At 69.3% G+C, this 25,649-nt stretch carries 22 protein-coding genes and 1 pseudogene; 12 read left to right on the top strand and 11 right to left on the bottom strand.

Translation table 11 applies throughout. The features are described from left to right. Nucleotides 1-12: 12 nt before the first annotated feature. A complete protein-coding gene (locus tag V1457_RS12900; RefSeq protein WP_200072703.1) occupies nucleotides 13-861 on the bottom strand; it encodes an LLM class F420-dependent oxidoreductase in 849 nt (282 codons plus the stop codon). A gap of 207 nt (nucleotides 862-1,068) precedes the next feature. Between V1457_RS12900 and V1457_RS12895 the strand changes: the two genes are divergently transcribed. From V1457_RS12895 to V1457_RS12880, 4 genes are all read left to right on the top strand, one after another. Next, entirely contained in the window at nucleotides 1,069-2,511 is a 1,443-nt protein-coding gene (locus tag V1457_RS12895) for an FAD-binding protein (RefSeq protein WP_200072702.1), read from the top strand. Nucleotides 2,512-2,542: 31 nt separating this feature from the next. Continuing rightward, entirely contained in the window at nucleotides 2,543-3,145 is a 603-nt protein-coding gene (locus tag V1457_RS12890) for a TetR/AcrR family transcriptional regulator (RefSeq protein ID WP_200072701.1), read from the top strand. Nucleotides 3,146-3,206: 61 nt separating this feature from the next. Then, nucleotides 3,207-4,715 carry an FAD-dependent oxidoreductase gene (locus V1457_RS12885; RefSeq protein ID WP_338603870.1) on the top strand — a complete coding sequence of 503 codons (1,509 nt, stop codon included), beginning with the start codon at nucleotides 3,207-3,209 and terminating at the stop codon, nucleotides 4,713-4,715. A 180-nt stretch (nucleotides 4,716-4,895) separates the two neighbouring features. Then, a complete protein-coding gene (locus V1457_RS12880) occupies nucleotides 4,896-5,381 on the top strand; it encodes a hypothetical protein (RefSeq protein ID WP_338603867.1) in 486 nt (161 codons plus the stop codon). On the opposite strand, the gene V1457_RS12875 is transcribed toward V1457_RS12880, so the two are convergent. After that, nucleotides 5,357-6,031: an ATP-binding cassette domain-containing protein gene (locus V1457_RS12875; protein ID WP_338603864.1), complete on the bottom strand. Its 675-nt coding sequence runs from the start codon at nucleotides 6,029-6,031 to the stop codon at nucleotides 5,357-5,359. The two genes, V1457_RS12880 and V1457_RS12875, sit on opposite strands and share 25 nt — an antisense overlap. A gap of 105 nt (nucleotides 6,032-6,136) precedes the next feature. Beyond that, complete coding sequence (locus V1457_RS12870) at nucleotides 6,137-6,322, bottom strand: DUF397 domain-containing protein (protein WP_338603861.1); 186 nt, start codon at nucleotides 6,320-6,322, stop codon at nucleotides 6,137-6,139. Nucleotides 6,323-6,503: 181 nt separating this feature from the next. Between V1457_RS12870 and V1457_RS12865 the strand changes: the two genes are divergently transcribed. Both V1457_RS12865 and dnaE read left to right on the top strand, forming a co-directional pair. Beyond that, a complete protein-coding gene (locus V1457_RS12865) occupies nucleotides 6,504-7,313 on the top strand; it encodes a hypothetical protein (protein ID WP_338603858.1) in 810 nt (269 codons plus the stop codon). A gap of 471 nt (nucleotides 7,314-7,784) precedes the next feature. Beyond that, on the top strand, nucleotides 7,785-11,366 hold the full coding sequence (gene dnaE / locus V1457_RS12860; protein ID WP_338603855.1) for a DNA polymerase III subunit alpha: 3,582 nt from the start codon (nucleotides 7,785-7,787) through the stop codon (nucleotides 11,364-11,366). 215 nt (nucleotides 11,367-11,581) lie between these two features. Here dnaE and V1457_RS12855 read toward each other — a convergent pair whose 3' ends face one another. From V1457_RS12855 to V1457_RS12845, 3 genes are read right to left on the bottom strand one after another with little or no spacing between them, the layout of a single operon-like run. Next, a complete protein-coding gene (locus V1457_RS12855) occupies nucleotides 11,582-11,776 on the bottom strand; it encodes a ferredoxin (protein ID WP_338603852.1) in 195 nt (64 codons plus the stop codon). Beyond that, entirely contained in the window at nucleotides 11,776-13,128 is a 1,353-nt protein-coding gene (locus V1457_RS12850; RefSeq protein ID WP_338603849.1) for a cytochrome P450, read from the bottom strand. Before V1457_RS12850 ends, V1457_RS12855 begins: the two co-directional genes overlap by 1 nt. A 2-nt stretch (nucleotides 13,129-13,130) precedes the next feature. Next, nucleotides 13,131-14,354: a cytochrome P450 gene (locus tag V1457_RS12845; RefSeq protein WP_338603846.1), complete on the bottom strand. Its 1,224-nt coding sequence runs from the start codon at nucleotides 14,352-14,354 to the stop codon at nucleotides 13,131-13,133. A 328-nt stretch (nucleotides 14,355-14,682) separates the two neighbouring features. Here V1457_RS12845 and V1457_RS12840 point away from each other — a divergent pair, with 328 nt between their 5' ends. Then, nucleotides 14,683-15,177 carry a nitroreductase family deazaflavin-dependent oxidoreductase gene (locus V1457_RS12840; RefSeq protein WP_338603843.1) on the top strand — a complete coding sequence of 165 codons (495 nt, stop codon included), beginning with the start codon at nucleotides 14,683-14,685 and terminating at the stop codon, nucleotides 15,175-15,177. A 121-nt stretch (nucleotides 15,178-15,298) separates the two neighbouring features. Next, nucleotides 15,299-15,655 carry a carboxymuconolactone decarboxylase family protein gene (locus V1457_RS12835; RefSeq protein ID WP_338603840.1) on the top strand — a complete coding sequence of 119 codons (357 nt, stop codon included), beginning with the start codon at nucleotides 15,299-15,301 and terminating at the stop codon, nucleotides 15,653-15,655. Between the two features lie 134 nt (nucleotides 15,656-15,789). Here the strand turns inward: V1457_RS12835 and V1457_RS12830 are convergent, their stop codons facing one another. Then, on the bottom strand, nucleotides 15,790-16,371 hold the full coding sequence (locus V1457_RS12830; protein ID WP_295139663.1) for a TetR/AcrR family transcriptional regulator: 582 nt from the start codon (nucleotides 16,369-16,371) through the stop codon (nucleotides 15,790-15,792). A 219-nt stretch (nucleotides 16,372-16,590) separates the two neighbouring features. Here V1457_RS12830 and V1457_RS12825 point away from each other — a divergent pair, with 219 nt between their 5' ends. Together V1457_RS12825 and V1457_RS12820 are read left to right on the top strand one after the other, a co-directional pair. Next, the gene (locus V1457_RS12825) at nucleotides 16,591-17,811 is read left to right on the top strand and encodes a hypothetical protein (RefSeq protein WP_338603835.1); all 1,221 of its coding nucleotides are present in this window, start codon (nucleotides 16,591-16,593) and stop codon (nucleotides 17,809-17,811) included. Nucleotides 17,812-17,895: 84 nt separating this feature from the next. Next, on the top strand, nucleotides 17,896-19,563 hold the full coding sequence (locus tag V1457_RS12820) for an acyl-CoA synthetase (protein ID WP_338603833.1): 1,668 nt from the start codon (nucleotides 17,896-17,898) through the stop codon (nucleotides 19,561-19,563). 7 nt (nucleotides 19,564-19,570) lie between these two features. Here the strand turns inward: V1457_RS12820 and V1457_RS12815 are convergent, their stop codons facing one another. Both V1457_RS12815 and V1457_RS12810 read right to left on the bottom strand, forming a co-directional pair. Beyond that, complete coding sequence (locus tag V1457_RS12815; RefSeq protein ID WP_338604975.1) at nucleotides 19,571-20,293, bottom strand: peptidyl-tRNA hydrolase; 723 nt, start codon at nucleotides 20,291-20,293, stop codon at nucleotides 19,571-19,573. Between the two features lie 108 nt (nucleotides 20,294-20,401). Beyond that, a complete protein-coding gene (locus V1457_RS12810) occupies nucleotides 20,402-20,875 on the bottom strand; it encodes an SRPBCC family protein (RefSeq protein WP_295144114.1) in 474 nt (157 codons plus the stop codon). Here V1457_RS12810 and V1457_RS30605 point away from each other — a divergent pair. Then, nucleotides 20,815-21,282, top strand: a pseudogene (locus V1457_RS30605) (cytochrome P450); the annotation flags it as partial. The gene V1457_RS12810 and the pseudogene V1457_RS30605 sit on opposite strands and share 61 nt — an antisense overlap. Nucleotides 21,283-21,443: 161 nt before the next feature. Here the strand turns inward: V1457_RS30605 and serB are convergent. Next, nucleotides 21,444-22,679 (bottom strand): phosphoserine phosphatase SerB, encoded by a 1,236-nt coding sequence (gene serB / locus V1457_RS12805; RefSeq protein ID WP_295144112.1) that lies wholly within the window; start codon nucleotides 22,677-22,679, stop codon nucleotides 21,444-21,446. A 145-nt stretch (nucleotides 22,680-22,824) separates the two neighbouring features. Further along, entirely contained in the window at nucleotides 22,825-24,603 is a 1,779-nt protein-coding gene (gene ctaD, locus V1457_RS12800) for a cytochrome c oxidase subunit I (protein ID WP_295144109.1), read from the bottom strand. Between the two features lie 354 nt (nucleotides 24,604-24,957). On the opposite strand from ctaD, the gene V1457_RS12795 reads away from it, so the two are divergent. Further along, nucleotides 24,958-25,581 (top strand): DUF305 domain-containing protein, encoded by a 624-nt coding sequence (locus V1457_RS12795; protein WP_200072684.1) that lies wholly within the window; start codon nucleotides 24,958-24,960, stop codon nucleotides 25,579-25,581. The last annotated feature ends 68 nt before the right edge of the window (nucleotides 25,582-25,649 follow it).

The raw sequence follows: 25,649 nt of genomic DNA, 5'->3' as shown, positions 1-25,649 counted from the left end.
CCGCACAAGGGATCAGGCGATGCCGAGGCGGGCCGCGTGCCGCCCCAGGAAGGCCACCACCTCGTCGGCGGGCTTGTCCGGCAAGCCCCAGATCGCTTCGGTGACACCGGCCTGCGCCCACTCCCCGAGCAGTTCAGGAGTGGGTTTCGCGGTCGCGAGCACGTGGATCTCCGGCGCACCGGGACGTCCCGCCGCGGCCCAGGCCGCGCGCAGCCGGTCCGCGTTCGCGCGCACGTCCCGCTCAGCGGGAGTGGTCATCCAGCCGTCCGCGTGCGCGGCGATCCAGGCGAACGTCTTCGGCCCCGCACCCGCCCCGATCAGCAGCGGGACGTGCGCCTGCGCAGGCTTCGGGTAGGCCCACGACGGTCCGAAGTGGACGAACTCGCCGGAGTAGGAAGCCTCCTGCTGCGTCCACAGCGCCCGCATCGCCTCGACGTGCTCGCGCAGCGCGGTGCGCCGCCTGCCTGCCGGGACGTGGTGGTCGGCGAGCTCGTCGGTGTTCCAGCCGAAGCCCGCACCGATCGTGACCCGGCCGCCGGAGAGCCAGTCCAGCGAAGCGATCGTCTTCGCCAGCGTGATCGGGTCGGACTCCACCGGCAGCGCCACCGCCGTGGCCAGCCGGATCCGGGAGGTCACCGCCGCGGCCGCGCTCAGCCCGACCCACGGATCGAGCGTGCGCAGGTAGCGGTCGTCGGGCAGCTCCGCGCCGCCGGTGCCGGGATGCGCGGCCTCCCGCTTGATCGGGATGTGGGTGTGCTCCGGGACGTAGAAGGTGTCGAACCCGGCCTCTTCGGCGGCTTTCGCGGCCCGGTCCGGGGTGATCCCGCGGTCGCTGGTGAACAGCACTATGCCGTGTCGCAAGGGAATTCCTTTCCGCAGCAGCAGCCGGAACCCGGTGGCGAGGCCCATCGGGAGGCGACGGATCGACGGCGATTGTCATAGGTGCTTCAATGACCCTAGCAAGCGTCTGGTGGCTGCCCAAGGAAACGACTTGGCACCGCCCGGAAACCGGAGCAGTCAGCAAACCGGTCCGACCGGAACGAACGCACCGCGCGGAAGGGAGTCAGCGTGCCCGAGGTCCTACCCCCGTCCGCCATCCCGGAGCAGGCCGAGCAGTTCGACGTCGTCGTGGTGGGCTTCGGCATCGCGGGCGGCTGCGCCGCGCTGGAAGCCGCGCGCGCGGGTGCGCGGGTGCTGCTGCTGGAACGCGCCGCGACGCACGGCGGCACAACGGCCATGGCGGGCGGGCACTTCTACCTCGGCGGTGGTACCGCGGTGCAGCGGGCCACCGGGCACGAGGACTCGCCGGAGGAGATGTACAAGTACCTGCTGGCCGTGTCCCGCGATCCGGAGCCGGACAAGATCCGCGCCTACTGCGACGGCTCGGTGGCGCACTTCGACTGGCTGGAGTCGCTCGGTGTCCACTTCGAGCGCTCCTACTTCGCCGAGAAGGCGGTGATCCAGCCCGGCACCGAAGGGCTGATGTACACCGGGAACGAGCAGGTCTGGCCGTTCCGCGAACAGGCCGTTGCGGCACCGCGCGGGCACAAGGTCCCGGTGCCCGGCGACACCGAGGGCGCCAAGCTGGTGATGGACCTGCTGCGCGAGCAGATCGAGCAGGCGGGGGTGCAGGTCCGCTTCGACACCGGCGCGACCGCGCTGGTGCAGCAGGAGGACGGCCGCGTGCTCGGGCTGGCTTGGCGGCGGTTCTCCGAAACGGGCCTGGTCCGGGCGTCCGCGGTGGTGCTCGCCGCCGGCGGGTTCGTGATGAACGAGCGGATGGTCGCCGAGCACACCCCCGCGCTGGGAGCCAAGCTGTTCACGCTCGGCTCCAGCTACGACGACGGGACCGCGATCAAGCTGGGCGAGGCAGCGGGCGCCGAGCTCAAGCACATGGCGCAGCCGTTCATCACCGCGCCGTTCTACCCGCCCGGTCAGCTGGCGACCGGGTTGATCGTCAACAAGCTCGGCGAGCGGTTCGTCGCCGAGGACTCCTACCACGCGCGAACCAGCTATCACGTGCTGGCGCAGCCCGATTCGACGGCTTACCTGATCGTCGACGTCGAGCACGAGGCGAAGCCGAAGGACCCGCTGGTTCCGCTGCTGGACGGCTTCGAGACGGTCGAGGAGATGGAGTCCGGGCTCGACCTGCCGTCCGGTTCGCTGGTGAAGACGCTGACCCGCTACAACGAGCACGCCGCGCGCGGCGAGGACCCGGACTTCCACAAGAGCCCGAAGTGGCTGGCGGCCCAGGACACCGGCCCGTGGGCGGTCTTCGACCTGCGGTTGGGGCACGCGCTGTACGCGGGGTTCACCTTGGGCGGGATGCGGACCACCGTCGATGCGCAGGTGCAGCGCGCGGACGGCTCGGTCGTGCCCGGCCTTTACGCCGCAGGGGCCTGCGCGTCCAACATCGCGCAGGACGGCAACGGCTACTGTTCCGGCGTCCAGCTGGGCGAAGGCTCGTTCTTCGGCCGCCGCGCCGGGCTGCACGCCGCGGGCTCGGCGTGAGCCCGGAGGTGCAGCTTGCGAGGCGGTCCGCATGACTCTTAGCGCGAAAGGCACGCGGCTCAACCGCAGGGGCCTGGAGACGCGGCGCACGCTGCTGAAAGTCGCCATCCGCTGCCTGGCCGACGGTTCGGAAGGCGTGAGCGCGAACCTGATCGCCCGCGAGGCGGGCGTCACCTGGGGCACCGTGCAGCACCAGTTCGGCGACGCCGACGGGTTGTGGGCCGCCGTGCTGGCGCACATCTCCGAACGCAGCGATCCGCTGCTGCCGCCGCAGCACGCCGCGCTGCCGGACCGGGTCGGCGCGGTCGTCGACATGCTGTGGCGGGCGCTGGATTCCGCCGGTGCGCGCGCGATCCACCACCTGCGGCTGGCGCTGCCGCGCGACCGCGGCGAGTTGGAAGCCGAGTTCCCCCGCACCGCCGAAGCGCTCGCCGCCTGGGACGCCAGCTGGAACGAAGCCTGCGAGCGCGCCTTCGACGGGCTCGCCGTGGACAAGGTCAAGCTGCGCCGGGTGCGGGCGCTGCTGCCCGGCGCGATGCGCGGGCTGCACGGCGAGCAGGACCTGAGCACCTACCTGGACATCGACGACGCGAAGCGCGGTCTCAGCGACGCGGTGACCGCCTACTTGTCCTGAATCCGCCCCCGATCCGCCTGCGCCCGGCGTGCCCGGGCCGAGTCGATGTAGGAGAAGACCGGTGCAGCACACACCTGATTCGTTCGACGTGGTCGTGGTCGGTTCCGGCGGTGGCGCGCTGGCCGGCGCCTACCTCGCCGCCAAGGCGGGGTTGTCGACCGCCGTTCTCGAGCGCACGGCGCGGGTCGGCGGCACGTCCGCGTACTCCGGCGGTGCGTGCTGGCTGCCGGGTTCCGAGGTGCAGCAGCGCGCCGGGCTGGCCGATTCGACCGACTCCGCGCGCACCTACCTGGGAAGCCTGCTCGACGCGCCGGACTCCGGCCGGGTCGAAGCGTTCCTGGCCGAGTCGCCGCGGCTGGTCAAGGCGTTCGAGGCCGATCCGGCGCTGGAGTTCGAGTGGATCCCGTTCCCGGAGTACTTCGACGCGCCGGGCCGGGTCGGGCTCGGGCGGTCGATCCAGCCCGTCGACATCCGCCGGGACGAGCTGCCTGCCGAGGTCGCCGAGCTGGTCCGGCCGCCGGTGGAACGCGACCGCGCAGGCAGGCCGGGGCGGAGCAAGCTCAGCGGCGGGCAAGCGCTGATCGCCCGGCTGCTCACCGCGTTCGTGCGCGCGGGCGGAACTGTCCTAACAGGACACAACGTCGTCGGTTTCCACCAGGAGCGCGGGCGAGTGGCCGGTGTCGACGCGGTGGTGGACGGCGGATCCGTCCGGATCGCGGCCGAGCGCGGAATCCTCGTGGCAGCAGGCGGTTTCGAGGGCGACGCGCAGCTGCGCGACGAGCACGGCGTGCCGGGTGACGCGCGGTGGACGATGGCTCCGGCGGGCACGAACCGCGGCGAGCCGATCTTCGCCGCGGCCCGGCTGGGTGCGGCCACCGACCTGCTCGACCAGGGCTGGTTCTGCCCCGGCTTGGCGCAGCCGGACGGCGGCGGCTCGTTCGCGCTGGGCTTCCGCGGCGGGATCATGGTCGACGCGACCGGCCGCCGCTACGCCAACGAATGCCTCCCCTACGACCGGTTCGGGCGCGCCATGGCCGCCGCTGCCGAACGCATCCCGTCGTGGTTCGTGTTCGACTCCCGCGAAGGCGGCGGCCTTCCCGCGATCGCCATGCCGGAGGGCGACCCGGAGGAGCACGTGCGGGCCGGAATCCGGTTCCGCGCGGACACGATCGCCGAACTCGCCGCGGACATCGGCGTCCCCGCGCAGGCCTTGACCGGCACCGTCGAGCGCTTCAACGAGTTCGCCGCCGCCGGGGCGGACGCGGACTTCCACCGCGGCGAGGACGAATACGACGCGTTCTTCGCGGGCGGCGAACCGCTGGTCGCGATCGACCAGCCGCCGTACTACGCGGCGAAGTTCGTGCTCTCGGACTTGGGAACCAAGGGTGGTCTGGTCACCGATTCCCGCGGCCGGGTGCTGCGCGGTGACGGCAGCGCGATCGGCGGCCTGTACGCGGCCGGGAACTCATCGGCCTCGATGACCGGGGCCGTCTACCCCGCGCCCGGCGTCCCGCTCGGCACGGCGATGGTGTTCGCGTCGCTGGCGGTCGCGGACATGGCGGAGTCTTGATCGGGCGGGTCCGCTGAGCGGTTCGGCCCGGCATTTCCAGAATGAAGTTCCCCGGAACCCATGATTCGGCAAGTTCGCCCTGGAAACATATTCGCCTTTTCGGCGGTACGCGCACCCCCGTGCGGCCCAATCCGCGGATTCCGATACATTGCGCGCTCATCCAGCGAGTTAGGACGCAACGTGGACGAGCCGCATCTGGACGATCCGGATCGTTGGGCGATGCTCGGGGTGCACTGGCACGGATCGGCCGAGATCAGACCCGAAACCTCTTCTGATCCTGCCGAGGTACCGGCCGGGAACCTGCCGGAGATCGAGCCGCGCTGCCTGCGCAGCCCCGATGAAGCCATCGACTGGGTGGATGAGCTGACCCGCACGTACGCGCATCGCTACGAGGTCCGGATCCCGTACGCCGACCCGCCGCACAACGTCGGCACGGTCGCGGACGAGGCGCATTTGGAACGGGATCGCGCGGCGGATGCGCCAGTGCTCCAGCGCGGCGACAGCCTCCGCCGCGATTTCGTGCTCGCGCACACCGAACCCGAACCGGGCTTACCGCGGCAGTTGACATACCGAGTCCACCTCCGGGTGGAAGCGGTGCTCGGACCGTGCAGGCAGACCAAGCACGAAGCGGAGGAGGCCGGTCAGCGCAAACCCCAGAGCTGGTGAAAGAAGCCCTGCACGTAAGGATCTTCGAGAGCACGCACCTCGGCCGGTGAACCCGCGGCGATGGTGCGGCCATCGCGCATGAAGACGATTTGATCGGCGGCTCCGGTCTCGATGAGCAGCGCGACGTCGTGGGTGATGGCCAGCACCGCAGCTCCGGAATCGGCGTAGGCGCGCAGATTGGCCCACACCTCGTAGGCGGTGCCGAGATCGAGGGACGAACTGGGCTCGTCCACGATGAGCAGATCGGGATCGGGCAGCAACGCCGCGGCCAGCGCGGCCCGCTGGATCTGCCCGCTGGAATGCTGATCCGGATGCAGATCGAGTGCCTCGGCCGGATAAAGCGCCGCCGCGCAGGCATCCTCGACGCTCCGGCCGCCATGCAGCCGTTGCCGCTCGAATAGTTGCGCGCCAACGGTTTTCTCCGCCGCGAACGCCTCGACCCCGAATTGCGGCACCAGGCCAACGGTTCCGGCACGGAGCTTTCGCCACTGCTGCTCGTCCCGCACTGCCGTCCCGTTGATGCACACGTCCCCGGTACTGCGCGCGACCGCGGGGAGCAGACCCGTCAGCGCCGCGGCCACCATGGATTTGCCGCAGCCGGATTCGCCGAGCAGCGCGGTGATCCGGCCCGCGGGCACCACGAGGTGCACCGAGTCCAGGACCGTCTCGTTCCACCGGCCCGTGTCGACGTGCACGGTCAGATCGCTCAGCTCAGCGGTCCGCATCCGACTCCCTCCAGCGCTCGATCCGCGACCTCAACCGTCGAAGCGGCCGTCTTTGGCGGCGTTGATGAAGTCGCTGAACGCTTTCGCGGACACCTCCAGCACCGGCGACCGCGCACCGAGCTTGCTGTCCCGGACCAACCGGGCGTCCGCGACCTCGACACAGTTGTTGCCCTGCCCGCTCCGGCTCGATTTCCGCCAATGAATACCTGCGCTCATGGTGCGACTCCTTCGTACGGGTGGCTTGCAATCTCCAGGATGCTAGTGGGCAAGCGCCTGTATTCCGAGAACGAATGCGCCTGCGCCGATAAGCCGTCGGGTACTTGGTGGGCTCGTCGGCCGTTCGCCGGAATGGGTGAAGGCAGTCGAATCCGGTCGGCTCCAGACCCCGAAGCTCCACATGCTCACCAAGATCGCCGGCGCGCTCGACATCAGCGACCTCGCCGAGCTGACCGGCAACGGAGAAGCAGTCTCGATCTCCAGGTACGCGATAGGCCCCGCGCACGGCGCGCTCAACGACGTGCGGGCGGCTTTGATGGACTACCGACTCAGCTCGGATACGCGCCCGGTGGACCTGGCGCACCTGCGTGAGCGGCTTGCTGCAGCGTGGCATCTTCGCCACTCGTCACCGGACCACCGGACACAGGTCGGTGCCGTTCTGCCGAATCTCATTCGCGATGCGCAACGTGCTGTGCGGGCGCGATGGGGAGAAGAACGACGCAACGCACGACGGGTCTTGGCGGGCGTCTATCAGTTGGCGGATTTCTACGTTGCCTACCAACCCGATCCTGAGCTGGTGTGGCTCGTCGCTGATAGAGCGGTCACCGAGGGACAGGACGCTGACGACCCGTACGCGATGGCGGCGGGCGCATGGGCACTGGTGCAAGCGCTGCGCGAGTCCGGGCGTTGGGACGGGGCGATCTCGGTCGCACATGACGGTGCCGCTCAGCTTGAGCCCTACGTGGAGTCGGCGGCTGCTGACTGGCGCGGGATGGTCGGTGCGCTACGGGCGGAAAACGCCCTTACATGCGCCCGGAAAGGGCGGCATGGGGACGCCTGGCGGTATTGGGAGTCCGCGTACGAGATCGCCCGGAAACTTGGTCCGGGCTATCGCCACGTCCAATCCAGCTTCAGCCTCCCGATCATGCAAGCAACTGCCTTGAGCCTCGGAGTGGATCTGCGCCGCACATTGGGTGCGCTCTGGACATAATCTTCAATGCCGAAAGACGCTATTCGCGGTTCAGCACCGCGCTGCGAGCGGTTCCGCCAATGCCCCGATTGCCTGCGAATCCCATGACGAACGCGAAAAAGCTCCGCCCTGTTCGCAGGGCAGAGAAGACCCCGCCCTGCAAGCAGGGCGGTGACCCGGGCGAGCGGTTCTCCCCGTCGCTGCCGCCCGGGTCGGCCGGTCGGCACCTGCCAGCAACCTCCCCCGACAGGAGGTGCCGACCGCCTCCGCTCCTCGTCGATCAACAGCGCCGCGGCGAGGGTCGTACGAGCCGCAAGACAGCGAGTAGGAGTGCCCGGCCGGAGCCCGGGGCGGCCGGGCGGTACCGACTGCGCACAGGATCGATGTAGCCGGGTAGCAACACGGGCCCGATGCTCTCCGAGCACGCGGCGTGGGGCGACTAGAGTTGCGGCGCCAGCTGTCCGCCCACCCGACGCTTCCGGAGATGGCCGCGTGTCTGATCGGTTCGTTCACCTGCACGTGCACACCGAGTTCTCGATGCTCGACGGTGCTGCCAAGCACGACGCGCTGTTCGCCGAGGTCGCCCGGCTGGAACAGCCCGCGGTGGCGATGACCGACCACGGCAACATGTTCGGCGCGCACTCGTTCTACGAGCACGCCACCAAGACCGGCATCAAGCCGATCATCGGCATCGAGGCGTACGTCGCTCCGGAGAGCCGCTTCCACAAGAAGCCGGTGTTCTGGGGCAGCAGGGCCGTGACCGGCAAGAAGGCGTCCGGGGACGAAGAGGGCGGCGACGTCTCGGGCGCCGGTGCCTACACGCACATGACGATGCTCGCGCAGAATTCGACCGGGCTGCGCAATCTTTTCAAATTGTCTTCGCTGGCCTCCACCCAAGGATTCTTCCGCAAACCGCGAATGGACAAGGAACTGATCGCGGAACATTCCGAGGGAATCATCGCGACGAGCGGGTGCTTGGCCGGTGAGGTGCTGACCCGGCTCCGGATCGGCCAGAAGCAAGAAGCGATTCAGGCCGCCTCGGACTACAAGGACATTTTCGGCGCGGATCGTTTCTTCATCGAGGTCATGGACCACGGCATCCAGATGGAGCGCAACATCCGCGCCGATCTGGTCGACATCGCCCGGCAACTCGATTTGCGCACGGTGGCGACCAATGACAGCCACTACGTGACCGCCGATCAGGCCGGGCAGCACGATGCGTTGCTGTGCCTGCAAACCCGGTCGATGCTGGCCGACACCGACCGGTTCAAGTTCCAGGGCGATGGCTACCACATCAAGTCGTCCTCGGAGATGCGCGAGTACTGGGACACCGAGGTGCCCGGCGCGGCCGACAGCACGCTGCGGATCACCGACATGGTCGAGGGCTACGAAGACGCGTTCGCCGAGGCCAACCGGATGCCGCAGGCGAAGATCCAGGCCGGTCGCACCGACGTCGAGGTGCTGCGCGACGAGGTCGAGGAATTCATCCCCACCCGGTATCCGGACGGGTTCACCCAGGAATACCGCGACCAGCTCGAATGGGAGCTCAAGGTCATCACCGAGAAGGGGTACAGCTCGTACTTCCTGGTCGTCGGCGACATGATCCGGTGGGCCAAGAACAACGGCATCCGGGTGGGGCCGGGTCGCGGCTCGGCGGCGGGCGCGCTGCTGTCGTACGTGCTGCACATCATCGACATCGACCCGCTCCAGCACGGCCTGCTGTTCGAGCGGTTCCTCAACCCCGAGCGGGACTCGCCGCCGGACATTGACATCGACTTCGACGAGCGCAGGCGCGACGAGGTCATCGCCTACGCCAAGGAGAAGTACGGCGAGGAGTACTTCGCCAAGGTCATCACCTACGGCACGATTAAGACGAAGGCGGCGTTCAAGGACGCCGCCCGCGTGCACCTCGGCCAGCCCGGTTTCCAGCTCGCCGACCAGTTCAGCAAGGCGCTGCCCGCGCCGATCGCGGCCAAGGACATCCCGCTGTCCGGGATCGTCGACCCGGAGCACGAGCGCTACCAGGAGGCCGCCGAGGTCCGCTCGCTGATCGAGAACGACCAGCAGATCGGCAAGATCTTCGACACCGCGCGCGGTCTGGAAGGCCTGATCCGCAACGCAGGCGTGCACGCCTGCGCGCACATCATCTCCCGCGAGCCGCTGCTGGACGTGCTGCCGCTGTGGAAGCGCGACGACGGCGAGATCATCACCGGGTGGGACGGGCCGCAGTGCGAGGCGGTCGGCCTGCTCAAGATCGATATCCTCGGCCTGGTCAACATGACCACGATCGACGACACCGTGCGGATGGTGCGGGCCAACCACGGCACCGAGATCGAACCGCTGGACATCCCGCTGGACGACGAAGCCGCCTACGAGATGCTGGGCCGCGGCGAGAGCCTCGGCGTGTTCCAGCTCGAAGGCGGCGGGATGCAGTCGCTGCTCAAGCGCATGACGCCGACCCGGTTCGGCGACATCGTCGCCTGCGTCGCGCTGTACCGGCCGGGTCCCATGGACGTCAACTCGCACCTGGAATACGCCGACCGCAAGAACAACAAGAAGCCGGTCGAGCCGATCCACCCCGACCTCGACAAGCCGCTGGAAGGCGTGCTGGGCGACACCTACGGCCTGATCGTCTACCAGGAGCAGGTCATGGCGATCGCGCAGACCGTGGCCGGCTACAGCCTCGGGCAAGCCGACCTGCTGCGGCGGGCGATGGGCAAGAAGAAGAAGTCGGTGCTGGACCAGGAGTTCGAGCGCTTCCAGGCCGGGATGGTCGAGCGCGGGTACCGCAAGGAGGCCATCGACCAGCTCTGGGCGACGGTGCTGCCCTTCGCCGGTTACGCGTTCAACAAATCGCACGCCGCCGCCTACGGCCTGGTGACCTACTGGACCGCCTACCTCAAGGCGCACTACCCGGCCGAGTACATGGCCGCGCTGCTGACCGCCAACGCGCACAACAAGGACAAGACCGGCGTCTACCTGTCCGAGTGCCGCCGGATGGGCATCCGCGTGCTGCCGCCGGACGTGAACGAGTCCGAGGTCGGGCACGCCGCCGTGGAGGGCCGCATCCGCTTCGGACTCGGTGCGATCCGCAACGTCGGCGCGAATGTGGTCGAGTCGATCATCAAGACGCGCCAGGAGAAGGGCCGCTTCAGCTCGTTCACCGACTTCCTCGACAAGATCGAGATCACCGCGTGCAACAAGCGGGTCATCGAGTCGCTGATCAAGGCCGGTGCCTTCGACTCGCTCGGGCAGACGCGGATGGCGCTGACCCAGCACCACGAGGCGGCGGTCGACGCCGTGATCGGTCTCAAGCGCCAAGAGGCGATGGGCCAGTTCGACCTGTTCGGCGGCGGCGACGACACCGCGAGCGCCGACGACACCTCACCGCTGGCGCACCTGCAGTTCACCGAGGAGGAATGGCCGCGCAAGCAGCTGCTGGCCTACGAGCGCGAAATGCTCGGCCTGTACGTCTCGGCGCACCCGCTGGACGGGGCCGAGCGCTTGTTGCGGCCGTACCAGGACACCAGCATCGCCGAACTCGTCGGCGGTGAACGCGAGCCCGGCAGCGGCAAGGAAGAGGCCAAGATCGCCGGAATGATCTCGGGGATCCAGCGGCGGCTGAACAAGAACGGGCAGCCGTGGGCGATCGTCACGCTGGAGGACTTCGACGCCAGCGTCGAGGTGCTGTTCTTCCCGAAGTCCTACGAGATGTTCTCCGAGAGCCTGGTGGAGGACAACGCGCTCGCGGTCAAGGGCCGGGTCAACGAGCGCGAGGGCGAGATCAGCGTGTTCGCCTCGGACGCGCTGCCGGTGGACATCACCGCGGCCGAGCACAAGCCGGGCTCCGAGCCGCCGCTGGTGCTGCGCGCCGACTACAAGAAGATCAGCAAGGACACGGTCGCGGAGCTGCGCAACACGCTGGGCGCCTACCACGGCGACACCCCGGTGCACGTCCAATTGGGCACCACCCGGCTGGAACTGCCGGAGTGGCCGGTGAAGATCTGCACCGAGCTCGTCTCCGAGCTCAAGTCGGTGCGCGGCATCGCGATCGAGCGCGCGGGATCGGCGTGACGAGCCGACCACCGTGGCGGCTCCGTACGCGATCTTGCCCGGTGTTCCCCACCCGCTTTTCCGAGCGAACGGCCCGTTCGTCCAATCTATTCGGACCAACGGTCCGTTCACTCCAGGAGACCGGGTGAGTGAACGGACTGTTCGTCCAATCTAGTGGGACCAGCAGGCCGTTCACTCGTCGAGCGCGATTGGCGGACGGGCGCCGCGGGCGGCGCTCACTTCTCGTTGAGCAGGAGTGCCTGCGTCGGGCAGTAGGCGACCGCGCGGCGCACGTCGGCGTGCTGATCGGCGGCGGGGTGTTCGTCGAGGATTTCGACCGAGCCGTGCTTGGGAACCCGGAAGACCTCCGGGGCCTCCAGCTCGCACATCGCGTGCCCCTGGCACAGGTCCGCATCGACGCCGATCTCCATCAGCTCCTCCTGCGGCGGTAGCGCACGGTGCACGGCCGCGCGAGCTGCACGACCATCTTGCTGTGGTCGTTGCGGTAGCTGTCCGCGGGCTGCGCCAGCTCGAACTCGTACTCCCGCAGCAGCGCCGAGAAGATCGCCTTGAGCTGGATCATCGCGAAGTTCGCCCCCACGCAGCGATGCCGCCCGGCGCCGAACGGGATCCACGTCCACCGGTTGACGATGTCCTCCTGGCGCGATTCGGCGTAGCGGTGCGGGTCGAAGGCGTCCGGGTCGGGGAAGTCCTCCGGGATCCGGTTCGAGATCGCCGGTGTGGCGCCGACCAGGTCGTCCTCGCCGATCCGGTGACCGCGCACCGCGAACTCGTCCTTGGCCACCCGCAGCAGCAGGATCAGCGGCGGGTGCAGCCGCAGCGCCTCCTTGATCGAGGACTCCAGGTGCGGGATCTCGCGCAACGCCTGGAAGCTGATCTCGGAGCCGTCCGCGTACAGCTCGTCGAGTTCCTTGACCACAGTGGACATAACGGCCGGGTGGCGCAACAGCTCGATCAGGGTCCAGGCCGCGGTGCCCGAGCTGGTGTGGTGCCCGGCGAACATCATCGAGATGAACATGCCGGTGATCTCGTCCGCGGAGAACCGCGATTCGCCGGCCTCGTCCTTGACCGACATGAGCACGTCGAGCATGTCCCGGTCGGATTTCTCCGGCCGCGGCCCGGAAGCGCGCTTGGCCATCACGCCCTGCACGAGTGCGACCAGTCCCTCGCGGGCCTCGTCGCGGCGGCGGAAGCTTTCGATCGGCGCATAGGGGTCCACAAAGGACAACGCGTCGGTACCGCGTTCCAGCTCGTGGTAGAGCGTGGCGAACCGGCTGTCCAGCTCTTCGCGGAACTTGCGCCCGATCAGGCAGGCCGACGAGGTGTAGATGGTCAGTTCCGCGAACCAGTCCAGCAGGTCGATTTCGCCTTCGTCGCCCCAATCCGCGAGCATCCGGGCGACCTCGTCGGCGATCGTCGCGGCGTGCCCCTTCAGCTGCTCGCCGCGCAACGCCTGGTTGTGCAGCATCTCCTTGCGCCGCTCGGGCGGGGCGTCGAAGACCACGCCCGCGCCGAAGATCGGCTTCATGAACGGGTACGCCTCGCCCTGGTCGAGCTCTTCGTCCGCGGAGCGGAAGAAGAACTCGTTGGCCTGCGCTCCGGACAGCAGCACCACCCGGCGGTCCGCGAGCCGGAAGGCGCCCACGTCGCCGCATTCGCTCCGTACCCGGTTGAGCAGTCCGATCGGGTCGGTGCGCAGTTCTTCGAGGTGGCCGTGCCGGCCGGATTCGCCGGACACCAGCGGTGGCTCGGACAACGTCATGATCAACCTTTCCGGAGTCGGCGCGGTCGCACGGTCACGGGCAAGGTGGCGAATCCGCGCACATTGCTGGAATGCACTCGCTGCGCGGCTTCGGCGTCGATGTCGTAATCACGCACGCGGTGCACCAGCTGCGTCAGCGCGATCCGGGCTTCCAGCCGGGCGAGGTGCGCGCCCAGGCAGAAGTGCGTGCCGCTGCCGAAGCTGACCAGCTGCCGCCCGGTGTCCCGGTCGAGGTCGTAGCGATCGGGATCGGCGAAGGCGCGTCCGTCCCGGTTGGCCGAGCCGACCAGCAGCAGCACGCAGTCCCCGCTGGGCACCGTGCGCCCGTGGAAGTGCAGGTCCTCCGTCGCGGTGCGCGCGAGGACCTGGGTGGAGGTGTCGTAGCGCAGCGTCTCCTCGACCCAGTCCGGCACCCGCTGCGGGTCGGCCATCGGTTTGGCCAGCTGCTCCGGGTTCCGCCACGCCCAGTAGACGGCGTTGCCGAGCAGCTTCGTGGTGGTCTCGTTCCCGGCGACGACCATCAGGACCAGGAACCCGACGATCTCCTCATCGGTGAGCCGGTCGCCGTCGATCTCGGCCGCCAGCAGCGCGGAAGTGAGGTCGTCGGTCGGGCGCCGCCTGCGCTCGGCGAGCATGTCGACGTAGTACTGCACCAGTTCCAACGCGGCCGCCACCGCAGGTTCCGGCACGTCCGGTACGCCCTCTTCCCGGTGCATCACGGTGTCGGCGAGGTCGCGCAGCGCGTCGCGGTCGGACTCCGGCACGCCCAGCAGCTCGCAGATCACGTCCATCGGGAGCTTGCCCGCGAAGTCCGCGATGAAGTCGAACTCGCCGCGCTCGATCGCCGGTTGCAGGTGCAGCCGGGTCAGCTCCTCGATGCGGGGCTCCAGGCTCTTGACCCGGCGCGGCGTGAATCCCTTGGACACCAGCGAACGCATCCGGTGGTGCCGGGGATCGTCCATCGCCAGGAACGACATCGTCTTGTGCGCGTGCGGGCCGTAGGCCGCGGGGTCCAGCGTCACCCCGTTGGCGTTGGACAACCGCTCCTTGTCCCGGAAGGCCGCGACGACGTCCTCGTACCGGGACAGCGCCCAGAAACCGCGCTCCGCGTTGCGGTAGAGCGGCGCCTCGTCCCGCAGCCGCGCGCAGATCGGGTACGGGTCCTCGTGGAACTCGTAGTCGTAGGGACTGAACGTGACGGGCACGGCGGCTCCGGTGTTCGTCATGGGGTTCGCTCCACGGGTTCAGGGCCCACGGGGTCAGGAGGGCGGACGGTCCTCGACCCGGCTTGTTCCGTCCCGGGCCGTGCGCACTGGCTCAAGCGGTCGCCGGAGCGGGGAGGATATACCGGACACTTGTCCAGACAGTACTACAGCCAGATTGCGCCGAACAACCGCGAACACGCGGGAAACGGCGGGACAGCACGGGTTTCGCGCTCCAACGACGTTCTGGACAACTGAACAGACGCGTGACTACAGTGCGGTGCGCGCTGGCTCCCCAGCGTTGACCGGGCACCGCCGCCGGCCACCCCGGGGCCGCCGAGGAGGACTCGTCGTGACCGACAAGCCCACGGCCAAGAAGCGACCGACGCAGCTCGATTCGCCGCTGGTGCCGAAGATGATGCGGATCATGTCCCGGATGCACGTGCGCGTGTATCGCGCGACGGGCGGGCGCATCGGCGGGACCTGGCGCGTCGGCAGCGCACTGCGCAGCGGGGTGCCGACCTGCTTGCTCACCACCACCGGGCGCAAGAGCGGACAGCAGCGGACCAATCCCCTGCTGTACATGCGCGACGGCGACCGGGTGGTGCTGGTCGCCTCGCAGGGCGGACTGCCGCGGCACCCGAGCTGGTACCACAACATCACCGCCGACCCGGAGGTGACGATCCAGATCGGCAAGCAGGTGCTGCGGATGCGCGCGCACGAGGCGGACGAGGCCGAACGCGCCGAACTGTGGCCGAAGCTGCTCGAGGTGTACTCGGACTTCAACTCCTACCAGTCCTGGACCGAGCGCACGATCCCCATCATCGTCTGCGAACCACTGGACTGAGTTCCTGTCGTTGAGCTCGTTGCGTGGCGAAAGCGGCTCACGCCGCTTGAACAAGCCCGAACTCGATTTCCAAGACAGGCACTCAGGCGTCCACAACGGACCGGACCGCGGAGGAGCGTCCATGGAATCCCGGCGCGCACAAGGGCTCGACGTGATGCAGCAGGTCTACGGCTGGGAGGTGCAGGACGGCCCCGGCGACTTCTTCGGGACCACAGTGGACCACCTGTTCGCGGACATCTGGTCGCGGCCGGGCCTGAGCCTGCGCGACCGGCGGCTGCTACTGCTCGGCGCGCTGACCGCGCAGGGCCTCGACGACGTGGCCGACATCCAGGTGCGGGCCGCGCTCGGCAACGCCGAACTCGACGCCGACCAGCTCCGGGAGATCGCGCTTTTCCTGACGCACTACGTCGGCTGGCCGCTGGGCACGAAACTCAACACGGTCGTCGAAAAGGCGATCGGCGAGCACGACCGCTCGTAGCGCGGAGATCCACGCCGATCCCGCGGGCGGGCACCGCCGATCGCCGATCCGGGCCGGCGCAATCGGGCGTTTCCGCACGGCGCATCGGCGAGCAGTGGAAGATCAGCGGGATCGACGTGCGCTGAACCGTGGGGTCAGGATTTTCCCTGCAACACGAGTTCGGCCGTTTTGGTGAGCCGGTCGGCGACTTTGCTGTAGGAGGTGTAACCCATTCCGGCGTGCACCATGGCACCGGACCAGGCGAATTCCAGCGCGTTCAGGACATCCGGTTCGTTGCGTTCGCCGAGCGCGGTTTCCAGCCGCGTGCGGATTTCCAGCCCGATCCGCGCCCGCAAGTGCTGGACGTCCGGGTCGTCGCCGAGCAGCGCGGTGGTGCTGGCCACCGCGAGTTCCGGCTCGTCGGAAACCACCAACGCGATTTCCCGCAGCACTTCGACCACCCGCCGGGCGGGCTCCTGCGGCTGTTCGGGAACCGGTTCCAAGGATTGCAGCCGCCGCCAGAACACCTCGGCGATCAAGTGGTTCTTCGAGGAGAAGTAGGTGTACGCCGTGGCCGGCGCGACACCGGCGCGGGAAGCGACGTTGCGCACGGTCAACCCTGCGTAGCCCGATGCCCGCAGCTCGTCGACCGCGGCGGTGGTCAGCCGCCGGACGGTGTCGAGCTGCCGGGAGTTCAACCGGCGCCGGGTGGATTCGTTCGCGAGGTTTTCAGACACATGTCCAGACGCTACTGCACGCCTGCACCGGCGACAACAACGGGATGGAACCACCTGGCGGCGAGCATTCGGATGAAACCTTTCGCATAACACTGGACACGTGTCCATCAACGGGTTTACCGTACTGCTGCGAACAATTCTCCGAACGACAATTCCACCACGCGGTACGCGGTGCGGGACCACGGATCACCGCGCGCCGCAACTCCTCGGAGGCTCCGGTTGGACTCCCGTTTCGACGAGCTGGAACGCGCCGAACTCGCCGTGCTGCTGCCCGAACTGCTGCTGGCGGGGCAGCTGATCGACCGCTCCGCCATGGCGTGGTGCATCGCCGCGTTCGGGCGCGAAGGAATGACCCGGATCGCGATCGAAGAATGGATGGCGGCCAGCCCGATCTACACCCGGAGGATGCAGCGCGCGCTGCGCTACGAGGGCGACGACGTGATCACCATCTTCAAGGGGCTGCAACTCGACATCGGCGCGCCGCCGCAGTTCATGGACTTCCGCTACACCGTGCGCGACCCGTGGCACGGCGAGTTCCACCTGGACCACTGCGGAGCGCTGATGGACGTCGAGCCGATGGGCGAACGCTACGTGCGGTCGATGTGCCACGACATCGAGGACCCCACGTTCGACGCGACCGCGGTGGCCACCAACCCGAGGGCGCAGGTGCGCCCGATCCACCGGCCGCCGCGCGAGCCGGTCGACCGGCACCCGCACTGCGCGTGGACGGTGACCATCGACTCCGAGCATCCGCCGGTCGCCGAATCCGACGGGTGCCGCGCGCTGCGCGGCTGCCGGGCGGCGACCACCGAACTCGGCGCGATCGATCCGGACGACGACGGTTCGGCGGACTACTCCGGGCCGCTGCGCAGTGATCTGGTGTTCCGGGAGTTCTCCAGATCGGCGCTGGTGCGGATGGCCGACGAGGTCTGCCTGCAAATGCACCTGCTGTGCCTCGGTTTCGCGCGTTCGGTCCACAGCAGACTCGGAGCGGACGAGGCGCGGCAGCTGTGCGCCAAGCAGCTGCTCGGCATCGCGGGCATATCCGCCGAACGGTTGCACCGGGCGCTGCGACTACCGGACGGCATCGAGGGCGCGCTGCGCGTTCTCGCGCTGCACCCGCTGCTCAACCCCGCGGCCTACGTCAACGCGCACGTCGGCGACGGACTGACCGTCCACAACGGACCTGCGCACGAGGACGGTGCCTGGATCTCCTTTTGCGGCCCGGAAAACACCGCGCCGCTGCAAGCGATCGTGCGAGCCGTCGACCCGCGCCTGGACGTGGTCGTCGAAGGTTCGGACACCGACTGGTCCGCGCGGGTGCTGCGCCGCGCCGAACCGGCGGCGGAGTTCGACGAGGTCGCGGTCACCCGCGTCAGCACCGGCTCCACCTTCCGGTTCCAGCCGCGCAAATCCATCCCGATCACACCCGTGAGCTGACGAGCGGCCTGCTCGCCCGCTCCAGTTGGTCGAGCGGCCCGTTCACCCCACCACATCGCCGCCACTGGAAGGGAACGATCGGCAATGCCGGGAACGCTGTTCAACCTCTCCACGGTCTTCGACACGGTCGCGCGAACCGTTCCCGAGCAGGAAGTGCTGGTGTGGCGCGACCGGCGACTGCGGTACCGGGACGTCAACGCCCGCGCCGACGGTGTCGCCAACTACCTCGTGTCGCGCGGATTGGGCTGCTGGAGCGAGCGCGGTGAACTGCCAGGCCACGAATCCCACCAGAGCCACATCGGCCTGTACCTGCGCAACGGCAACGAATACCTGGAGAGCATGGTCGCCGCCTACCGCGCCCGCGCGGTGCCGTTCAACGTCAATTACCGCTATGTCGCCGAGGAACTGCACTACCTGCTCGCGGACGCGGGCACTCGCGGGCTGATCTACCACGCGGAGTTCGCCCCGCAGGTCGCGGCGCTGCGCGACCGGCTCCCAGGGCCGGACGTACTGCTCCAGGTCGCCGACGACAGCGGAAACGACTTAGTGCCCGGCGCCATCGACTACGAAGAAGCCGTGCGCACCCGCGCCCCCGATCGGATGCCGGACCCCGGTGGCGAGGACGCCTACGCCATCTACACCGGCGGCACCACCGGGATGCCGAAGGCGGTGCTGTGGCGCCAGCACGACATCTACCTGCGGGCGATGGGCGGCACGCCGTTCGGGACGAAGCAGCCGTACTCCTGCTACGAGGAGATCGCCGCCGCTGCCCGAGACGCAGCCGGCGGCCTCACCTTCCTCATGACGGCCCCGTTCATCCACGGTGCCGCCCAGTGGTCGGCCTTCCACATGATCACCACCGGCGGCAAGATCGTGCTGCCCGCCGACAACACGCGGCTGGACTGGGACGACGCGCTGCACGTCGCCGCGCGGGAGCGGGTGGTGAGCCTGCCCGTGATCGGCGATGCGATGACCCGGCCGATGCTGGACGCGATCGAGCGCGGCGGCCACGACCTCTCCGAGCTCGCGGCGGTGAACAACGGCGGCGCACCGCTGACGCCCGCCGTGCGCACCCGGGTGCTGGAAGTGCTGCCGGACGTGCTGCTGCTGGACGCGGTCGGCTCGTCGGAGACCGGCATCCAGATGAACCACGTCTCGGCCGCCGACGCCGAAGCCGACACCGCGGTCTTCGCGCCGGACGAGACCACCACGGTCATCGATGACGATCTCGCCGGGGAACTGCGGCCGGGCGGTGGTGAAGGATGGCTGGCCAGCAAGGGCCTCGTGCCGCTCGGATACCTGGGCGACGCAGCGAAGACCGCGCGCTCGTTCCCGGTGATCGGAGGGCAGCGCTACAGCGTGCCGGGCGATCGCGCGGTGCTGCGCGCGGACGGTCGGATCGAACTACTGGGGCGGGCCGGGCTGGTCATCAACTCCGGCGGCGAGAAGATCTTCGCCGAAGAGGTCGAACGCGCCGTCGCGGCACATCCCGCCGTGCAGGACGTGGTGGTCGTCGGAAGGCCCTCGGCCCGCTGGGGCAGCGAAGTCGTCGCCCTCGTCCAGCTCGACCCGGCCGCAGGCACCACCGACGCGGACCTGCGCGCCGAATGCGGCAACCACATCGCGCGCTACAAGCAGCCCAAGATGTTCCTGCGCGTGCCGGAAATCGTGCGCTCGCCCGCCGGGAAGGCGGACTACCGGTGGGCGCGCGAACAAGCCGCGGCAGGCTCGCCCGCAACCGGCACCGGCTGAGGTGGGCTCACCGCCACTGCCCCAGCACCGTGACGGTTCCGGGATCGACCTCGGTGAACCCGGCATCGCGCACCGCCGCGACACCGTCGCGCCGCCACGCCGCCCCGGGATCGCCGCCGGGGTCCAAGCGCGCCCACGTCCGGGCGTCGGCGGTGCGCACGGCGCACGGCAGCCCGGCGGCGAACCAGGACTCGAGTTCGTCGTCCCGCCCGGAACCGTGCAGCAACGCGGCCAGGAACATCGTCGCGTGCCCCACCTGCGCAGCAGCTTTGCCCGCGCTCATCGGGACTTCCGGGTTCAGCCACAGCACCGGCGCACCGGCGGGCGGCGGCCCCGGCTCATCCACCTCCAGCTCGCTACCGGAGATCTGCAGCCGGGTGAGTTCCTTCGGCATGTCCGCGACCCGCGTCGGCAGGAATGCGCGCACCTCGGCACCGCCGACCTCGAAGGTGCGGCCCGGCAGCTCCTGCACCGCGGCCCAATGCGAACCGCGAGCTCGCCGCGCCACCTTGCGGATGCGCCCGGAGATCCAGCGGTGCACCGGCTCGTGCCACTCCCCGCCCGTCTTCGAGCGCTCGTCCAGGCACACGCCGAGCGCGGCCGCGGCCGCGGCTTCCAGCAGCGCCGTGCGCGGCGGCGGATCGTTGCGCTCGATCCGCAGCACCATCGGCATCAGCACGACCTGCTCGGGATCTTCGTCCGAGGTGTCGGCGGTCGACTCGGTCGGCATCGCCAGCCACGAGGCGTACCTGGTCAGCAGCGGATCGAACACAGCGGCGTCGAGCACGTCCCCGATTGTCCGCTGCGCACGGGACGGCCGGGGCCGGGGGCACCGGACTTAGCGCTCGGCGGCCGCTTTCAGGCCGCGGAGGGTTTCGCGCATGCCCTCGCGGAAGGACTCGGCGAACTTCTCGCGACCGCCCGCGATCCCGTACATCGGCCGCATCAGCCAATGCCGCGTCGCGGACGTGTCCCGCTGTTCGGTCACGACAGTGCCCGCGCCGTCCGTGCTGAGCACGTAACGCCACAGCGTGTTGTGCAAACCGGTGCGGAACGAGAACTCCTGCGCGGGCTCGGCCCGTTCCACGACGTTCGGCATCGGCACGGTCAGCGGTCCGAGGCGGTTGAAACCGGTGAACCGGGCGCCGGGGACCGCGCGTCGTTCCGCACCGCGCCAGGCGCAGCGGCGCAGGTTCGGGCTCCACTCCGGCATCCGCGTGACGTCCGCGAGCAGCGCCCACACCAAGTCGGGTGCGGCCTCGATGCGGATCGATTCCTCGTCCACGGTTCCTCCCAAGCGCTGATTCGCCACCACCTGATCTCCTCAACGAAGCCACCCGGTCGCCGGTTGCGCATGCGGCGGATGCAGCAGCGGCACTGCTGGCGCGGCCGCAGGTGCGGGAGCGGATCACCGTGGGCGAAGTGAGCTGGACCGCCGTCGTCGAGGAATCGCTGCGCTGGCAGCCACCGCTGGCCAACCTGCCGATGCGCTTCGCCACCGAGGACATCGACCTGCCCGGCGGCGGCACGATCGCCCCAGGTGAACCGATCATGGCCGGTTTGCTGGCAGCGAACCGGCACCCGGACCACCACACCGATGCCGACGAATTCGACCCCGGCAGACAACCCGACGCGCGCCTCGCGTTCGGGCACGGGCCGCACTACTGCCTCGGTGCCCCGCTGGCGCGGCTCGAAGCGGAAGTCGCGCTACCGGCGATCTTCGCGCGGTTCCCGGACATCACCGGCACGGCGAAACCCGCCCGGCCGGCGATTCGTTCATCTCGAACGGCCACCGCACGCTGCCCGCGATCCTGCGGCCGTGAGCCGCGCCTTCCGCTGGAGGCGGATTGCGCGGAGCCGGCCCGGTACGCCCGAGGTGCTCACGCCTCCAGCGGAACGCGGCGCAGCACACCGTCCTCGGCGTCGGCGACCTCCACCTCGGCGCGCGTCACGCCCAGCACGAACAGCACCGCGTCCAGGAACGGGTGCGACAGCGCGGTGTCGGCCACCTCGCGCAGCGCCGGTTTCGCGTTGAACGCCACGCCGAGCCCGGCCGCGGAGAGCATGTCGATGTCGTTCGCACCGTCCCCGACCGCCACGCACTGCCCGTTCGGCACTCCGAACTCGTCGGCGAACCGCTGCAACGCGCGGGCCTTGCCCGGCCGGTCCACGATCTCGCCGAGCACCCGGCCGGTGAGCTTGCCGTCCACGACCTCCAGCTCGTTCGCCGCGCTGAAGTCCAGCCCCAGCTCGTCCACCAGGTGATCGACGATCTGGCTGAACCCGCCGGAGACGACGCCGGTGTGGAAACCCAGCCTGCGCAGCGTGCGCACCGTCGTGCGGGCACCGGGAGTGAGCTCCAGCTCGGCGGCCACCTCGTCCAGCACCGAGGCGGGCAGGCCCGCCAGCACCTTGCAGCGCTCCCGCAGCGACTCGGCGAAGTCCAGCTCGCCGCGCATCGCGCGCTCGGTGACCTCGCGGACGGCTTGCTCGCAGCCGGCCTTCGCGGCCAGCATCTCGATGACTTCGCCCTGGATCAGCGTGGAATCCACGTCGAACACGACCAGCCGTTTCGCGCGGCGGGTCAGCCCGGCGCGTTCCACCGCCACATCGACGCCGAGGCCTGCGGAGAGGTCGCCCATCGCGGTGGTCAGCGCCGCACCGGTCTGCTCGCTCAGGTCCGGCGCGGTGACCTGCAACTCCAGCCCCGTCACCGGGTAGTCCGCGACCCGCCGGATGCCGTCGATGTTCACGCCCAGCTCGGCGAGCCTGCGGGAGACCTCGGTGAAGCTGCGCGCCGAAACCGGATGCCCGAGCACGACCACGACGTGCGTGGACTCCAGCTTCGCCGGATCGCCGTCGCGCGCGCCGATCTCCACGTCGACGCTCATGCCGACGGTGGCCATCGCCTGCTCCACGGCCTCCTGCAGGTGCTCGGGGTCGCGCTCGGTGGAGACCAGCACCCCGAGCACGAGCCTGCCGCGGATCACGACCTGCTCGACGTCGACGATGTCCACCCCGTGCGCGGTGAGGGCGGCGAACAGCACGGACGTGACGCCCGGCTTGTCCTTCCCGGTCACTGTGATCAACACGGTGGTGGGGTTCGGCGTGCTCACGGCTGCCGGCACTCCTTTCCGGTGGGAACACGAGAAACCCCGGCGAGCCTCAGCGGCCCGCCGGGGTTTCGTCAGCTGAGCCAGTCCGACCCTTGCACAGGTGTGCGGTCCGGGACTAGCGCGCACATCACGTTGCTTTTTCGCGCTACTTCTCCCTGGAGTCGCGGTCGCCGCCCTGCTCCGGCGGGACGATGGCCTGCGCGGCCTTCTCCGTCGGGGCCGCCGCGTGCGACAGCGGTTTGCCGGTGAGGCCCACGTGGCCCTCCAGCCGCATCCGCTCCGCGACGTGCGGGTAGTGCAGCTCGAACGCCGGGCGCTCGGACCGGATCCGGGGCAGTTCGGTGAAGTTGTGCCGCGGCGGCGGGCACGAGGTGGCCCACTCCAGCGAGTTGCCGTAACCCCACGGGTCGTCGACCGAGACGATCTCGCCGTAGCGGTAGCTCTTGAACACGTTCCACAGGAACGGAAGCATCGAGGCGCCGAGGATGAACGCGCCCACCGTGGAGAGCATGTTCAGCCCGGTGAACCCGTCGGATTCCAGGTAGTCCGCGTAGCGCCGCACCATGCCCTCGTTGCCCAGCCAGTGCTGCACCAGGAACGTGGTGTGGAAGCCGATGAAGGTGAGCCAGAAGTGCAGCTTGCCCAGCCGCTCGTCCATCATCCGGCCGGTCATCTTCGGGAACCAGAAGTAGATCCCGGCGAAGGTCGCGAACACGATCGTGCCGTAGAGCACGTAGTGGAAGTGCGCCACCACGAAGTAGGTGTCCGAGACGTGGAAGTCCAGCGGCGGCGCGGCCAGCAGCACACCGGTCAGGCCGCCGAACAGGAACGTCACCAGGAAGCCGATGCTGAAGATCATCGGTGATTCGAAGGTCAACTGGCCGCGCCACATGGTGCCGATCCAGTTGAAGAACTTCATGCCGGTCGGGATGGCGATCAGGAACGTGGTGAACGAGAAGAACGGCAGCAGCACCGCGCCGGTCGCGTACATGTGGTGCGCCCACACCACCACCGACAGCGCCGCGATGCCCAGCGTCGCGTACACCAGGCCGTTGTAGCCGAACAGCGGCTTGCGGCTGAACACCGGGAAGATCTCCGAGACGATGCCGAAGAACGGCAGCGCCACGATGTAGACCTCGGGGTGCCCGAAGAACCAGAACAGGTGCTGGTACAGGATCGTCCCGCCGTTGGCCGGGTCGAACACGTGCGCACCCAGGTGCCGGTCGGCCATCAGGCCCATCAGCGCCGCGGTCAGGATCGGGAACGCCAGCAGGATCAGGATGCTGGTCACCAGGATGTTCCAGGTGAAGATCGGCATCCGGAACATGGTCATGCCGGGCGCGCGCAGGCACACCACCGTGGTGACCATGTTGACGCCGCCGAGAATGGTGCCCAGCCCGGAGACCACCAGCCCGGCGATCCAGAAGTCGGCACCGTGGCCCGGCGAGTGCATCGCGTCGGACAGCGGCGTGTAGGCGAACCAGCCGAAGTCGGCCGCACCGCCGGGCAGCAGGAAGCCGCTGACGACCATCAGCCCACCGAACAGGTAAAGCCAGTAGGAGAAGGCGTTCAGCCGCGGGAACGCCACGTCCGGCGAGCCGATCTGCAGCGGCAGGATCACGTTCGCGAAGCCGAACAGGATCGGCGTCGCGTACAGCAGCAGCATGATCGTGCCGTGCATCGTGAACAGCTGGTTGTACTGCTCCTGGGACAGGAACTGCAGCCCCGGCGTGGCCAGCTCCCCGCGGATCAGCATCGCCATCAGCCCGCCCACGATGAAGAAGGCGATCGAGGTGACGAGGTAGAGGATGCCGATCTGCTTGTGGTCGGTGGTGCGGAGCATCCGCGCCAGGAACGACCCCTTGACCGTTTTGCGCACCGGATAGGGGCGCGTGGCTATCGGCTCTGGCGCGACGGCCGTCACGGTGCCTCCTGCACAGTTCCTCGTGATTGCGCGGACCCGCCTGCGGGACCGCCCGACCCGGTCGGGTCGGCGCATCGTCGGCGGCGCGCCGGGTGACGACCTCGCGGCCTGCGCCCGGAACGATCGCTGCCGTCTGCGGATAGTAGTCCGGCCTTCGGGTGGTCCTGCGGCCGGGCCGTAGCCACCCTAGTCATCGCCGCGGGCGTGGTCATCGGCGTGAGATCGAACCGACACCCACACCCGCGGTGGACGCCCGGCCCCCGCGGCGGTCGATAGCCTGGCGGTGGACAAGGCCCGGCCGAGCCCGGCGACCCGCGCGGGCGGGCCGCGACGACCAACACCTTGGGAGGGCGAGTGCACCGGAGCACGATCATCGGCGCGCTGCTGACCTGCGGTCTCGCGCTCGGTGGCTGCGCGGGCGAGCAGCCCGGCCCGCCGCCTCCGGCGCCGGGAGACGCCGCCGGGGCCACCTCGCCCGAAGATGAGGCCGCCGAGGACGACCCGGCCGCCGACGACGCCGAGCACACCGCGACCGACCGGGACTTCGCGCAACAGCTGCGCACCCACCACCAGCAGGTGCTCGACGTGGCTGCGATGGCGCGGAGCAACGGCGCCGGACCGGCGCTGACCGGGTTCGCCGAGCAGGTGAGCAGGCAGCGGCAGGTCGAGCTCGGCGAACTGGACACCTGGTTGTCGGCCACGCAAGGACGGCAGTCCGGCAGCGCACCGGAGGACTCCGGCGGCCCGCACTCCCGTCTGCCCGGCGAGCTGAGCCCGGAGCTGCTGCAGCGACTGCGGGACTCGCAGGGCCCGGAGTTCGAGCGCTCGTTCACCGAGGCGATGGGCGGGCTCTACGACGGGGCGGCGCAGATCGCGCAGGCCGAGCTGGACGAGGGCTCGGCCGCGCAGATGCGCTCGCTCGCCGAGGACCTGCTGGCCCGCCACGACGCGGAACTGGCGCAGCTCAACGCCCTGTGAGCCCCGCCCGTTCCGGAGTGCGCGATCTCCGCGCCCCACAGGTCGGTCGAACGGCCCCGCCACTTGCG

This window comes from Saccharopolyspora sp. SCSIO 74807 (assembly GCF_037023755.1).
GTDB lineage: Bacteria > Actinomycetota > Actinomycetes > Mycobacteriales > Pseudonocardiaceae > Saccharopolyspora_C > Saccharopolyspora_C galaxeae.
This window is presented reverse-complemented; position numbering and strand designations above follow the sequence as displayed.